Here is a 14,299-nt window from a genome sequence, read left to right as displayed (position 1 = left end):
TCCCATTTGCATTATTATGGTTTTGCACGAAAAAAACTTTGTTTCAAATAACAATAATCTTAATCAATTAGACTATTTTATTGTTATTTTCTCTAAAATTAGGTTGAAGAAATGTGCTTAAATAAAAGATAAAAAGATCGTCTATCTTATTGAAAGATAAAGAAGTAAGTTGTTCTATTTTATTTAACCGATACCTTAACGTATTAGTATGGATAAATAGTTTTTGACTGGTGAGACTCAGATCACAATTTGACAGAAAATATTGTTGCAGTGTTTTTCTTAACTGTCGATTGGTATCTTGTTGATATAAATTTTGTAGAGGTTTCAGCAATTTCTCCGCTTGCCAAGAATCGCTCAGATGATTCAATAAAACGGGAAGTTGATGTTGTTCAAAGAAATAAAAACTACGTTTCGGGAAACATTTTTGCCCATAATTTAATGTGGTTAAAGCGGTTTTATAGGAAAAATGCAGCTTAAATTCATTGGTTAAATTGGCTCCTACCGCAATTTTATAATGATGTATGTCAACGCCGGGCGGTAATAATTTATTCAGATGTTGTGTATCGGCTTGCTCAGGTGTGATGAGTACGGCGACGGTGTTAAGGGATAAAATCGCCGAATGATAGTGAAAGTGCGGTTGATTTAGATAAGTAATTAATTCTTGCAGTTGCCCGAAACCGGATTGACACAACTTAATAATCGCAACGACATAAGGTAAATCCAGATCAATATCAAAAAACGCTGCTTGTTGTTTTAATTCGTGTAAGGATTGTTTTTCATTTAAAAGATGTAAGATAAATTCTTCTTTATATCGATATGCCCAACGTTCTTGTTCCAATAAAATTTGTTGTTCGATGATCAATTCCGCCGTCATTTTTACCAGTTCTGCGTAAGAACGAACTTTATCAGGCTCGCCGGAAATACCCACCACGCCTAAAGTATTGCCTAAATAATTAATTGGCACGTTAATGCCGGGTTTGGCTTCAAAATTCCATTTTTTCGCCAAAACTTCATCAATTTCAATAACGCGATTATCCCTAATTGCCAATACTGCACCGATATGTTTTTGATTTAAACGTGACGTATCGCCGGAAGCGATAATGATACCGTTTTTATCCATTACATTGACGGAATTTTTAATAATATTCATCGCGCGTTTGACAATCTTTTGTGCAGTTTGTTTGTTCAGTTCCATATCACGCCTTATTTAAGAACAAAATTGATTTAATACTACAATAAAATTGGTCGCTCCGAATAATATTTATTGCATTTTCCCCACGCAATGTTTAAAATTCACATTCCTTGTCGTAGCTGAATTAGAGATCGGCTAGCGATGTATCATTAACAAAACTCATTTAAGAGGATTTTATTATGTCTCTAAGCACAGAAAAAAAAGCGGCAATCGTTGCTGAATTTGGTCGTGATGCAAAAGATACCGGTTCTTCCGAAGTTCAAATCGCATTATTAACTGCACAAATCAACCACTTACAAGCTCACTTCGCAGAGCATAAAAAAGACCATCACGGTCGTCGTGGTTTATTGCGTATGGTTTCTCGTCGTCGTAAGCTTTTAGATTACTTAAAACGTACTGATCTTGCGAAATATTCTGAAACTATCGCTCGTTTAGGTTTACGTCGCTAATCTTTTATCACGATTTACCTATTATAATTTATCAAAAAGCGCTCAAATTTGGGCGCTTTTTTTATCTATTATACTACCTTTATAAACAAAAAACGGCTGAAGAAATTCGGCCGTTTGGTTTTGAATGCAGTTATGCGGATTCGTATTTAATTGCTTGCGGGTAAGCGATTTGAATTGTGGAAATATTTTCGGCGGATAGGTGATTTTCTCTGTCGGCGATGAAAAAGCGAGAGGTCATTGCTTTTTCGCCGTCGTTTAAGAAGATTTCCGCGACCGAACGGTCAAAGAAAATTTCTACTTTATGCAAATTCGGAATGTGACAATAACGCTGTGCGCCGAATTGTTCCATTAACGGCGTTTGTTCCGTGGCGTTTCGGTCTAAACAAAGTGTTTCGCCGTCGTAAGACAAAGTGAGCCGTTGGTTTTGCGTGTTATGGAAAAACGAAAGTTTAAACGGACGATTTTCTGCATCAAAGGTTAAATAAGCGCGATCCAAATTCGGGATTTCCGTTGTTTCCGTCACTGATATCGATTGAAGTGCGGTCATATTTTGATAAATTTCCGTGATCGGTTGTTGATAAAGTTGATCATCCACCAAACGCAATGCGCGCGGCATTGTGAGCATCGAATGCCATTTGTAGCGATCCGTCGGATAGGTTAAATCCGGCAAGCCGATCCAACCGAACATTGTGGTTTGCGTATTGTAGAAGGTTTGCGGCGCATAAAAATCAAAACCTTGATCCAGTTCTGCAATATGCTCGGCAGTGAAGTGCAAATTGTCTAATTTTCCCACGGCATAAGCGGCGTGATAATTATTTTGGAATTGTTCCTGTTCGCGTGCTTTGCCTTGTGGTGACCAAATAAAGACATCTTTTTCTTCGTGCGAACGCTTAAATAAATCTGGACATTCCCACATAAAGACATTTTGATTATCAAATGCCGGCAAGGTCAATTCGCCTAATAAACGTGGCGTATCGTCCAAATTATCCATTTCGAACACAATCGCTGTTCCGGTTAAATTTTCACGTTGCGCGCCGCAAATAAAGCGGATTTTGCCTTCCGCAGTGAAGAACGGTTTTGGATCGCGAACGTGTTCCGTATAGCCTTGCGGTGCGTTTTCAATTAATGGGCGTTTGCTTAATAATTTGCCTTCTTTGGTAAAAATTGCCAGATTTTGATAAGGCACGCGTTGGTTGTCGCTCGGGCGACGAGTATTGCCGGTATAAAATACGGCAATTTTATCGCCGACCAACAATGCGCCGCCGGAATAGCAGCCGTGGCTTTCGAATAATTCGCAAGGCACCAAATCATCTGCGGCACGGAAGGTTTGAAAATCTTGCGTGGTGAAATGTTTCCAGTGTTTCATTCCGTGCAAGGCGTCGAAAGGATACCATTGATAAAATAAATGATATTTTTCACCGTCAAACACCAATCCGTTCGGATCGTTCAACAAGCCGGTCGGCGGTGCAAGGTGATAAATAGGGCGGAAGTCTTTATCTTGCGCAACCGTTTCAGCAATTTGAGCTAATTCATTTTGTTCGGCGGCATAAATGCTTTTGTATTTACCGTTGTTAAAAATAATCATCGCAGATCCCCTTAGCGGTTAATATGGCGGGAGTGAAAATTAAGACGGACATATTTGCCCGTCTTGCAGATTAATCGGCTAAAAATGCCGCTAATTGCGCTTGATTCGGCAGTGCCGACATCGCGCCTTTTGCCGTGGTGGCTAATGCGCCGCACGCGTTGGCTTGGCGAATAATGCGAACTAAGACGTCGTTTTGTTGCCAATCGGCATTTTGTGACAAACCGGCGAGTAAGCCGCCTACAAAGGCATCGCCCGCGCCTGTGGTATCGACGGGTTGTAGCGCTTTGCCGGCAATTACCGCTTTTTGACCGTTCAAATGATATAAGGCACCTTCTTTGCCCAGCGTGACGATAATCAATTTTTCCGGATAAAGTGCGGTGATTTTTTCAAACGCTTTTTCTAAGCTGTCGGTGTCGGTGAGTAACGTCAATTCTTCTTCCGAAAACTTCAATACATCGGCAAGGGCGACGGCTTGCATTACCACTTGTTTCATTTCGTCAATGCTTTTCCACAAGCTTTCGCGCAAGTTCGGATCGAAAGACACTTTTCCGCCGGCGAGACGAATATTTTTCATCGCCGTTAACGTGGCGCTGCGGGTCGGTTCGTTGATTAACGCGATAGAGCAGCAGTGTAGCCATTCGCCCGCTTGGAAGGTCGGTAAATCGGAAACTTCTAAAAATTGATCCGCACTTGGATTGACCATAAAGGTGAAGCTGCGTTCGCCGTTGGTTAAACCGACGACCACGGTGGAGGTACGTTGTTGCGGATCAAGGTGCATAAAATCCGTGTTCACGTTTTCCGCTTGCAACGTTTGTTGCATAAATTCGCCCAAAGGATCCAACCCGACGCGACCGATGAACGCGCTTTCACCGCCTAAACGTGCTACACCGACGGCAACATTTGCCGGCGCACCGCCCGCGCAACGTAAATAATGTTGTTCGCCGTCGGGAATTAAATCGACGACCGCATCACCTAAAACCCAAATTTTTGACATAGTATTTTCCTTGTTGTGTAAGGACGCAGCTCGTGCGTCCGCAAGAATATATTGAAAAAAGGACGCACGCAGCGTCCTGACGGATTATTTAACGGTAACGCGCGCAAATTTGCGTTTGCCAACCTGATAAACGGCGGTGGAGGTGCTGACGGTGAGTTTAGCATCATCGACTTTTTCACCGTTAATTTTTACGCCGCCTTGCTGAACCATACGGATCGCTTCGGAGGTGGAACCGACTAAGCCGGCTTCTTTTAACAAGTTTGCCAAACCGATTTCGCCTTCAAAGGTAAATTCCGGCATTTCGTCCGGCAACGCGCCTTTTTGGAAACGATTGATAAATTCTTGTTCTGCGGCATCGGCGGCGGCTTCGCTGTGGAAACGTGCGATAATTTCTTTCGCTAACAACACTTTCACATCACGCGGATTAGCGCCGTTTGCTACATCTTGTTTAAATTGCGCGATTTCGGCTAATGGACGGAAAGACAATAAATCATACCAATCCCACATTAATTCGTCGGAAATCGACATTACTTTGCCGAACATTTCGTTCGGTTCGTCGCTGACGCCGATATAGTTGCCTAAGGATTTAGACATTTTTTTCTCACCGTCCAAGCCCACTAAAAGCGGTAAAGTCATTGCTACTTGCGGTTTTTGACCGTCGGATTTTTGTAATTCGCGACCGATCAATAAATTGAAGGTTTGGTCGGTGCCGCCGAGTTCGACGTCCGCTTTCAAATGCACGGAATCGTAGCCTTGCAACAACGGATAAATAAATTCGTGAATGGCGATGGATTGATTATTGCTAAAGCGTTTTTTGAAGTCATCACGTTCTAACATTCGCGCAACGGTGTAGTTAGACGCCAAACGAATCATCCCGACAGTACCCAATTCGCCCAACCAATCGGAGTTGAATACGATACGGGTTTTTTGCGGATCTAAAATTTTGAAGATTTGTTCTTTATAGGTTTCCGCATTGCGCAACACATCTTCGCGCGAAAGCGGTGGGCGAGTGGCGTTTTTACCGGAAGGATCGCCGACGGTGGCGGTGAAATCGCCGATCAAGAAGATCACTTCGTGACCGAAATTTTGGAATTGGCGCAATTTGTTTAATACGACGGTATGGCCTAAGTGAATATCCGGCGCAGTAGGATCCGCACCTAATTTAATTCTGAGCGGACGATTTTCTTTGAGTTTTTCGATTAAATCTTGTTCCGAAAAGATTTGATCGGTACCGCGCTTCAGTTCCGCGAGAACAACATTGATATCAGTCATTGGTCATTCCTATGTTAGTTTTCTTCAATATCTGCGTCCTTATTATAGAGATTATTGCCGAAATGAAAAGCCCGCATTCGCTCCGCGTAGTATCAAATTTTACATATTTTCGATTCTTTTTGCTGTCATCAAATTGTCATATTTCTTCACTATACTTCAAGTTCGGTAAAAATAATTTGTGTAACAGGAGAATGAAAATGATGAGAAAGTTATTAGTGTTGGGGATTTCATTGGGAGCGATCGGTATGGCGCAAGGGCATACTATTACCGGTGCGGGCGCTTCTTTTCCTTATCCTATTTATGCGAAATGGGCGGCATTATATGAAAAAGAAACGGGTACGCAAGTGAATTATCAATCTATCGGTTCAGGTGGCGGACAGCAACAAATTATTGCGAAAACCGTTGATTTCGGCGCTTCCGATGATCCGATGAAATCGGATAAATTGGATGAACATCAATTATTGCAATTTCCGGCGATCATCGGCGGAACGGTGCCGGTCGTGAATATTCCGGAAATTGAAAACGGTCGATTACGATTATCCGGCATTGTTTTGGCGGATATTTTTTTAGGAAAAATTAAAAAGTGGAATGATCCGGCAATCGCAAAATTAAATGAGGGACTAAGTTTACCGGATAAAAGTATTATTGTCGTTCATCGCTCGGATGGTTCGGGTACGACTTTCGGATGGACGAATTATTTGGCCAAAGTGTCACTCGAGTGGAAGGAGAAAGTCGGTGAAGGAAAATCCGTAAAATGGCCGACAGGACAAGGCGGAAAAGGAAATGAAGGTGTTGCCGCTTATGTGAAACAGCTGAAATATTCGATCGGTTATGTGGAATATGCCTATGCAAAACAAAACGGCTTAACTTGGGCTCGATTACAAAATAAAAACGGTGTATTCGTGTCGCCTTCAAAAGAAAGTTTTGCGGCGGCAGCGATGAATGCGAAATGGGATAATGAGGCGGGAATGGGCGTTATTCTAACGGATGAAAGCGGTGAACAATCTTGGCCCGTTACTGCGGCGAGTTTTATTCTTGTGCATAAAAAAGCAGACAATGCGGAGAATGCCAAAAACGTACTTGATTTTTTCGAATGGGCTTTAGAAAAAGGACAAAATGCAGCATTAGCGTTAGATTATGTGCCTTTACCTGAAGCGCTTGTGAAACAAATTCAACATAAATGGAACACGGAAGTAAAGGATACGCAAGGTAATTTAATTCGTTAATTTTTAATTCTTCTATTCAACCGGATAGAGAACTTTGAGGTGTGGATTTTTATATGTTTGAACTACGGTCGGCACCTCATCTAAAAACAACTGTTGGAACCAAGGAAAAATACTTTGGTGAAAGTCATCAATAACGGTCAATGAACCCTAATTATGAAATAATGATATGCACACAATTAATCGAAAATGTTTAAACCATAGACGAATAGAAAATTTATTTAAAAATACGACGGTGTTTTTTGCCATATTCGTATTTTGTTTGTTAGCGATGATACTGATTTCGTTAATGATTGGAAGTCAAGAAGCAATCTCGCGATTTAATTTTTCGTTTTTTTTCATCAATGATTGGGATCCGGTAAAAGATAATTACGGCGCGTTAGTGCCTATTATCGGTACGCTTATTTCTTCTTTCCTCGCGTTATTTTTGGCTGTTCCCGTTTCATTCGGAATTGCGACTTTTTTAACCGAATTAGCGCCGAAGTGCGTGAAAAAGCCGATAGGTATTGCGATTGAAATGTTGGCGGCAATTCCATCAATTATTTACGGAATGTGGGGATTGTTTGTGTTTGTTCCGCTATTTCAAGAATACATTCAGCCGACGTTAATTGACTTATTAAGTCCTTTGCCTTTTGTCGGAATATTATTTTCAGGCGCACCTTTCGGCATCGGTCTATTCAGTGCGGGATTGGTGCTTGCCATTATGATTATTCCGTTTATTGCCTCTATGATGAGAGATATGTTTTCCTCCGTTCCGCCGATGTTAAAAGAATCCGCTTACGGTTTGGGTGCGACGGTATGGGAAGTTGTTTGGCAGGTCGTTTTACCTTATACGAAAAGCGGACTGATTGGTAGTGTTATGCTCGGTTTGGGGCGTGCATTGGGGGAGACGATGGCGGTTACTTTTGTAATCGGTAACGCCTTTACATTGCCGGAGTCTATTTTTTCGCCCTCCGTATCCATCGCTTCGGCAATTTCGAACGAGTTTAACGAGTCTGCCGGTTTACAAAAATCTGCATTAATGGAACTCGGACTGATCTTATTTTTTATTACGACCATTGTTTTAGTGATATCACGTTTCTTAATTTCTCGTATTACGAAGCAAAGAGGAAAAAGTAAATGAAAAATTATCAAAATACTCGATTTTATTGTCGGAAATTAAAAAACGGAATTATGTTGACCGCTGCTTTTAGTGCTGTGGTATTCGGTTTATTTTGGTTGTGTTGGATCATTTTAACCTTACTTATGAAAGGCGTTCCCGCATTATCTTTCGAATTATTCATTCAAGAAACACCGGCGCCGAATGAGTCGGGCGGTTTGTCTAATGCCATTTTAGGTTCTCTATTGATGCTGTCTGTTGCGACGTTGATCGGTACGCCTATCGGTATTTTGGCAGGGACGTATTTGGCAGAATACGGACGATACGGCCGATTAGCGGCGGCAACCCGTTTTCTGAATGATATTTTACTTTCCGCACCTTCTATTGTTATCGGGTTATTTATTTATGCGGTTTATGTTGCGCAAGTACAACATTATTCCGGTTGGGCGGGATCTTTTGCTTTAGCAATGCTGGTTATTCCCGTAGTCGTACGTTCAACGGACAGTATGCTAAGCCTAATTCCGAATAACTTGCGTGAAGCGGCTGCGGCGTTAGGTTGTCCTCAATGGCGAGTGATTACTATGATTTGTTATCGTTCTGCGCGTTCGGGCATTATTACCGGCGTATTATTAGCCGTTGCAAGAATTGCAGGCGAAACCGCGCCGCTTTTATTTACCGCATTATCTAATCAATTTACTTCACTAAATATGAATGGACCAATGGCAAATTTACCGGTAGTAATCTATCAATATGCCGCCAGTCCGTTTCAAGATTGGAATAATCTGGCCTGGGCGGGCGCAACATTGATAGCGTTCTTTGTGTTATTGCTGAATATGATTACTCGTATCGTTTTTGATAAAAAATAAAGGAATAAATATGACATTAATAATCTCGGAAAATGAAACTAAAATAGCGGTCAATCATTTAAATTTTTATTACGGTGATTTTCACGCGTTAAAAAATATTAATATGCACATCGCTAAAAATAAAGTGACGGCATTTATCGGACCGTCCGGTTGCGGTAAATCGACTTTGTTGCGAACGTTTAATAGAATGTTCGAGCTTTATCCGGCGCAACGTGCGACCGGAGAAATTAATATGGATGGGGAAAATTTATTAACGACTGAGGTGGATATTTCGATTATTCGCGCGAAAATCGGGATGGTTTTTCAAAAGCCGACGCCTTTCCCAATGTCTATTTATAATAATGTGGCTTTTGGTATTCGATTATTTGAAAAGCTAAGTAAATCGGAATTGAATGAACGGGTCGAATGGGCATTAACTAAAGCTGCGTTATGGAATGAAGTAAAAGATAAGTTGCACCAAAGCGGTGATAGTTTGTCCGGCGGACAACAGCAACGTTTATGTATTGCGCGCGGTATTGCGGTCAAACCGGACGTATTGCTATTGGATGAACCTTGTTCCGCATTAGATCCTATTTCTACGATGAAAATCGAAGAATTAATCGGTGAGTTAAAAAACGATTATACTGTCGCGATAGTCACTCACAATATGCAGCAAGCTTTGCGTTGCTCCGATTATACCGCCTATATGTATTTGGGGGAGTTAGTGGAATTTGATCAAACGAAGATATTATTTAATTCACCGAAATATCAGAAAACGGCTGATTACATTCAAGGGCGTATGGGATAATATTCATATCGTATGATTTATCAAAGGGAGGTTGGCGTGGATAAAAAAATATTAATTGTCGAAGATGAAAGATCGATTAGGGAAATGATCACGCTTTTTCTGGATCAGCAAGGCTACCGAACTCTTGAAGCGGAAGATTATCAAAGTGCGGTCAAAAAATTGAAAGAAAAACCCGATTTAATTTTATTAGATTGGATGCTGCCTGGTCGTTCGGGCATTCAACTTATTCAATTTCTTAAAAAGAATGGCGATACCTCAATGATTCCTATTGTGATGTTAACCGCAAGAAGCACGGAAGAAGATTGTATCCTTTGCTTAAATGCCGGTGCGGATGATTATGTCACCAAACCTTTTTCACCGAAAGTATTATTGGCGCGCATAGAAGCGGTTTTGCGGCGTAGTTATGAATCAAACAAATTAATTTGTATTGATGATTTAATTTTAGATCCGGAAGCGCAACGGGTGAGTTTTCGTCAACAAGTTATAGAATTAAGTGCGACAGAATATAAATTATTGCATTTTTTTATGACTCACCCTGAAAAAGTATATAGTCGAGAGCAATTATTGGATTTTATTTGGGGAAATGATATTTATGTCGAAGATCGCACGGTAGATTCTTATATTAGACGTTTACGCAGAAGCCTAGAACCTTATGGGCTGGAATGTTATGTTCAAACCGTCAGAGGAACGGGATATAGATTTTCCAACCATTTTCAGGATATACAGTGAAAAATTATAGCTCAATTAAATATTTCATCATTGAATTGATTATCGCGGTAATTATTGCGTTACTATTCGGTTTTTTTGCTAAAGATTTCGAATTTTGGTTTATTATTATTCTAATTCTACTATTAGTTTGGCATCATTACAGCGAATATAATCTTTTACATCTGCTTGCTCCGCAACAGCCGAAACACAAACGAACTCATAATATATTGGAATACTTTTCACAAAGCATTGCTTATAAAAATCATCATCGTCGCCGAGATAAAATTCAAACATTACGAATGTTATCCAAATTAAATAAAAATATTCAATATTTGCCTGACGGAATTATTTTGTTTGAAGAAAACGGTCGGATAACTTGGTGTAATCAGGTATCTCAGCAGATCTTTGATTTTTTCTGGGATAAAAAGGTTGTTAAAGATGTATTTAACGTTATTTTTTATGATGAATTTAAACACTATTTTAATAAAGAAAAATGGCGTCATCCTTTAGTTCTATTATTAAATAATCAACGTTATATTGAAATTAATATTAATAAATATGATGATAAACTGTATTTAATGATTGCTAGAGACGTCACTCAATTTATTCGCTTGCTACATTCTCGTCAAACTTTTTTAAATAATATGAACCACGAATTAAGAACACCATTAACGGTTATTCGAGGATATTTAGAATTATTGGAGAACGATGAATGCCAATCTGCATTGCAAATAAAAGCATTACAGGCGATGAAAGAACAAGCCGAACGAATGGCGATATTATTGAATCAACTGAATATTCTGGCGAAAATAGAAACTTCAACCAATAAAGAACATCAAACGGTTGATCTTTCTCAAGTGATTTTATCTTTGCAAAAAAGTATTGCCGTATTAAATAAATACGAACATCAAATTGAATTTGATATTGAACCGAATTTGAAAGTTATGGGAGATGAAAGTCAGTTACAAAGCGCCGTATCCAATTTAATTTATAATGCGATTAAGCATTCGGGACAAAATGCAGTTATTCGAATTTCTTGGAAAAAAACGGAGCAAGGCGCGGAATTTTCCGTATCGGATAACGGGGTTGGTATTGCTGCAAAACATTTACCGCATTTAACGGAACGCTTTTATCGAGTGGACGAATCGCGTACGAATCAAACGGGAGGAACGGGCTTAGGACTAGCGATCGTTAAGCATACTTTAGAACAGCACGATTCCGGATTGACTGTTCAAAGTACGGAAGGAAAAGGCGCAACCTTTAGTTTTATTATCAAAAATCGTTATCTAGTGTGAAATTTATAGATAAAAAAAACGCCTCTGTTGTGGGGGAGAGGCGTTGAAATGTTGGAGTGATTATCTATTATTGTTTGAATGATTAGATGATAATGATTCTCAAATAAAATGTCAATAGTTAAATGCAAATAATTCTCAAAAATTAACGTTTTCCGATATAAGGCACGACTTGGGTTAAAGAAAGTGCGGTGGGAATTCCGTTTAAAATATCGAATTTTCCGGCATAGGCATAAACCTCAACGCCTTCATTGAGCGCTTGGCACAATAGCGCGTCATAGTCGGGATCGATATATTCGGCGATTTTGAAACAATCGAAACCATCGTGCAAACCGGCAAAAAAAACGACCGCTCTATGACCTAATTTTTTCATTGCCATTAATTCGCGCAGGTGTTTTTGACCGCGGGTTGTGACGGCATCGGGAAACATTCCGATATTATTTTTTACCAAAGTGACGGATTTGACTTCCACATAACAATCGAGCAGATCTTTGCCTTTCAATAGAAAATCAATCCGGCTGTTTTCCTCGCCGTATTTCACTTCCGGATAAATTTCTTCATACATTGCCAGTTCCTTTATTTGCTTATTTTGCAAAGCTTCAAAGGTTAACTGATTGGAACGATGCGTGTTAATGCAAACAAGCTGCCCGTTTTTCAGTTGGGTGAGTTCCCAAGAATGCGGATATTTACGCGTGGCGCTGCGAGAATCGGAATACCAGACGGTATCGCCTTTTTCGCCGCAGCCGGTCATCGCACCGGTGTTGGCGCAATGTATGGTGATTATTTCACCGTTTGTTAATTCGATATCGGCAAGAAAACGTTTGTAGCGACGAATAAGCGTCGCGGATTGTAATTGCGGGAGCTGCATAAAATTCCTTTCAAATAAAAAATGCGGCTCATTTGAACCGCACTTTATGTTAATCATCTTCAAACAGGCGCTTGAGTTCTTTTTCGTAATAATAAATATTTACCGGATTGGTCGGATGTAACGAATCCAAATATTCATTGGCGCGTTTGGTATATTGATGATGGTTTTTATCGTGATTGTCAATCACGTCCAACAACACTTTGGCACCTTCGAAAGCATCGAATTGATCATAATAATAACCCACACCTTTCGGCAATAGAGTCGAATTATGAATAAATGGATATCCGCCGTATAAAATATCATTAAAAGCGTTATTTAACCCGTTTTCCCATTGATGCGCAACCACAATATCCGTATAACGACCTAAGAAATCCGGCATTTGATAGCGTTTTTCCACGGTCATTATACCGTCGCGTACGATATTCGTTCTGCCGATAAAGTTAAAGAAGGTTTTGTGATCTTTAATTTTATAGGTATTGCACATATAAGCGTGTTTAATTTTTTCCGGCGCGGTGCGATAAGCTTGTTCGCAAATCAGAACGGGAATAAAGCTGTTTTTAAATATAAAAATGTTCGGTTCAAAAGACGAGATTCGTTTACCGACGGATTCGCCGTTCGGTTTATAACCGAAATCAATATTGTGCTTTTCTTTGATATTTTTTATTACCATATCGCAGAAGGTCGGCGCCCAGATATAGGGCACGACGTGTAGCGGACAACGATTCATTATGGATAAATAAGAGCGGTTGGTATTTTCGTGATGCGGAAGCGTCCAAATACGATCAAAAACCGTACCGTTCAACACCCGTTGCGGCGTTCGAGCAAAAATGGTGGTTTCAACATCCATAATATAATCGTTACCCATTTTATAACTCACTACTTTTCCGCCTTTGTCGTGAATGCGTCTCGCGTGATCAGGCGTTAATAATAGCCCTCCTTCAATCAATACGTCCAATTCGTCGGCAACTTCGTCAAAGGTGGCGAATTTCAGATCCAACCCGTCAAGCATAAAACCGGCTGCCGGAACGGTGGTGTTTTTCGGCCCCCAAGAAACAAAGGTAACGTCCTCAACAAGCGATGAGTGCTGAAATAACTGATAAAGAAAAACAAGATTTTGGTGGATGCCGTTAGACCAAATATCCGCAACATCCGTTTCTAAGTTAAAGGTAATGCCGAGCTTATATTTGCGTGCCATAGTATTTCCTTTTTTGTTCGTTTATAAATAAAAATCCCACCTGTTATCCTATAACAGGTGGGATGATTAGTCAGGAATTATTTCCACTGATAACCGACACCGGCACCAACGTTATAGTCACCTTGCGTTGTCGCACCAGCACTCATTTTGAAGATAACTTTATTATTATCTGAAAGTTTTGAGTATCCGACGGCAACCGCACTTTGACCATTATAATTACCTACGCCCATTCCGACAAGATTTGCACCCGGTTGAGTGACTTGCGGAATATTCGCCACGGCAACAGCTCCGGCGACGCCGGCGCGTAATTTGCGATCCGTTCTACGAAGATCGGAAGAAACTTGATCTAATTGACGTTTATTCACCGCGTCGGTGGCATTTACACCATTCGCAACGTTGGTGATACGACGCTCATTGCCTTTGCTTCCGACGGAAACGGTATTCGCTTCATTTGCGATGGAGTTTGCACCGAGCGCAACGGAATTTTGTGCCGTCGCGGTTGCATTTTGTCCTAAAGCAGTACTATTTTTGGCGGATGCTTTGGATGATTGTCCGACTGCAGTGGAATTCTCACCGCTTGCACTTGCTTTATGACCAAATGCGGAACTGTTTTTACCGTCGGCAGATGAGTTTTTACCGAATTTAGTCGCATTTTCACCTTTCGCCGTTTCAGTTAAGCCTGAATTATCAAGTAACTGTTTTGTCGTTGCCGCAGAATCACTTGCAGAAGATGCCGAGTCGCTCGCTGCAGTTGCTGAGTTGCTCGCTG

General features: G+C 40.6%; 14 protein-coding genes. 7 read left to right on the top strand and 7 right to left on the bottom strand.

The genetic code is table 11. From position 1 onward, the window contains the following. Positions 1–67: 67 nt before the first annotated feature. Positions 68–1,195, bottom strand: a complete 1,128-nt coding sequence (locus CVP04_RS02430) for a sugar diacid recognition domain-containing protein (protein ID WP_100295939.1) — start codon at positions 1,193–1,195, stop codon at positions 68–70. Between the two features lie 176 nt (positions 1,196–1,371). On the opposite strand from CVP04_RS02430, the gene rpsO reads away from it, so the two are divergent. Next, positions 1,372–1,641 (top strand): 30S ribosomal protein S15, encoded by a 270-nt coding sequence (gene rpsO, locus CVP04_RS02425; protein WP_100295938.1) that lies wholly within the window; start codon positions 1,372–1,374, stop codon positions 1,639–1,641. Between the two features lie 130 nt (positions 1,642–1,771). Here rpsO and CVP04_RS02420 read toward each other — a convergent pair whose 3' ends face one another. From CVP04_RS02420 to tyrS, 3 genes are all read right to left on the bottom strand, one after another. After that, positions 1,772–3,226: a glycoside hydrolase family 32 protein gene (locus CVP04_RS02420; RefSeq protein ID WP_100295937.1), complete on the bottom strand. Its 1,455-nt coding sequence runs from the start codon at positions 3,224–3,226 to the stop codon at positions 1,772–1,774. 70 nt (positions 3,227–3,296) lie between these two features. After that, a complete protein-coding gene (locus CVP04_RS02415; protein WP_100295936.1) occupies positions 3,297–4,220 on the bottom strand; it encodes an aminoimidazole riboside kinase in 924 nt (307 codons plus the stop codon). Between the two features lie 84 nt (positions 4,221–4,304). After that, positions 4,305–5,492: a tyrosine--tRNA ligase gene (gene tyrS / locus CVP04_RS02410; protein ID WP_100295935.1), complete on the bottom strand. Its 1,188-nt coding sequence runs from the start codon at positions 5,490–5,492 to the stop codon at positions 4,305–4,307. Between the two features lie 197 nt (positions 5,493–5,689). On the opposite strand from tyrS, the gene pstS reads away from it, so the two are divergent. From pstS to phoR, 6 genes are all read left to right on the top strand, one after another. Further along, positions 5,690–6,718, top strand: coding sequence for a phosphate ABC transporter substrate-binding protein PstS (pstS, locus tag CVP04_RS02405; RefSeq protein ID WP_207761606.1), 1,029 nt, complete (start codon positions 5,690–5,692; stop codon positions 6,716–6,718). 166 nt (positions 6,719–6,884) lie between these two features. Next, positions 6,885–7,838 (top strand): phosphate ABC transporter permease subunit PstC, encoded by a 954-nt coding sequence (pstC, locus tag CVP04_RS02400; protein WP_100295933.1) that lies wholly within the window; start codon positions 6,885–6,887, stop codon positions 7,836–7,838. Beyond that, positions 7,835–8,680 (top strand): phosphate ABC transporter permease PstA, encoded by an 846-nt coding sequence (gene pstA / locus CVP04_RS02395; RefSeq protein ID WP_100295932.1) that lies wholly within the window; start codon positions 7,835–7,837, stop codon positions 8,678–8,680. The genes pstC and pstA overlap by 4 nt, the downstream gene beginning before the upstream one ends. A 10-nt stretch (positions 8,681–8,690) precedes the next feature. After that, positions 8,691–9,467 carry a phosphate ABC transporter ATP-binding protein PstB gene (gene pstB / locus CVP04_RS02390; RefSeq protein WP_100295931.1) on the top strand — a complete coding sequence of 259 codons (777 nt, stop codon included), beginning with the start codon at positions 8,691–8,693 and terminating at the stop codon, positions 9,465–9,467. A gap of 36 nt (positions 9,468–9,503) precedes the next feature. Continuing rightward, the gene (gene phoB, locus CVP04_RS02385) at positions 9,504–10,196 is read left to right on the top strand and encodes a phosphate regulon transcriptional regulator PhoB (RefSeq protein WP_279324761.1); all 693 of its coding nucleotides are present in this window, start codon (positions 9,504–9,506) and stop codon (positions 10,194–10,196) included. Then, positions 10,193–11,470, top strand: coding sequence for a phosphate regulon sensor histidine kinase PhoR (gene phoR / locus CVP04_RS02380; RefSeq protein ID WP_100295929.1), 1,278 nt, complete (start codon positions 10,193–10,195; stop codon positions 11,468–11,470). Before phoB ends, phoR begins: the two co-directional genes overlap by 4 nt. A 142-nt stretch (positions 11,471–11,612) precedes the next feature. Here the strand turns inward: phoR and sfsA are convergent, their stop codons facing one another. The 3 genes from sfsA to CVP04_RS02365 all read right to left on the bottom strand — a co-directional run. Further along, positions 11,613–12,335, bottom strand: a complete 723-nt coding sequence (sfsA, locus tag CVP04_RS02375; protein ID WP_100295928.1) for a DNA/RNA nuclease SfsA — start codon at positions 12,333–12,335, stop codon at positions 11,613–11,615. Positions 12,336–12,384: 49 nt separating this feature from the next. Next, positions 12,385–13,530 carry a DUF2827 family protein gene (locus CVP04_RS02370; protein WP_100295927.1) on the bottom strand — a complete coding sequence of 382 codons (1,146 nt, stop codon included), beginning with the start codon at positions 13,528–13,530 and terminating at the stop codon, positions 12,385–12,387. A gap of 77 nt (positions 13,531–13,607) precedes the next feature. Further along, the coding region (locus tag CVP04_RS02365; protein WP_207761605.1) for a YadA family autotransporter adhesin at positions 13,608–14,299 on the bottom strand (692 nt) is incomplete at its 5' end.

Source organism: Caviibacterium pharyngocola, assembly GCF_002795405.1.
GTDB lineage: Bacteria > Pseudomonadota > Gammaproteobacteria > Enterobacterales > Pasteurellaceae > Caviibacterium > Caviibacterium pharyngocola.
Note: the sequence above shows the minus strand (reverse complement) of the source record. Positions and strands in the feature narration are given on the sequence as shown.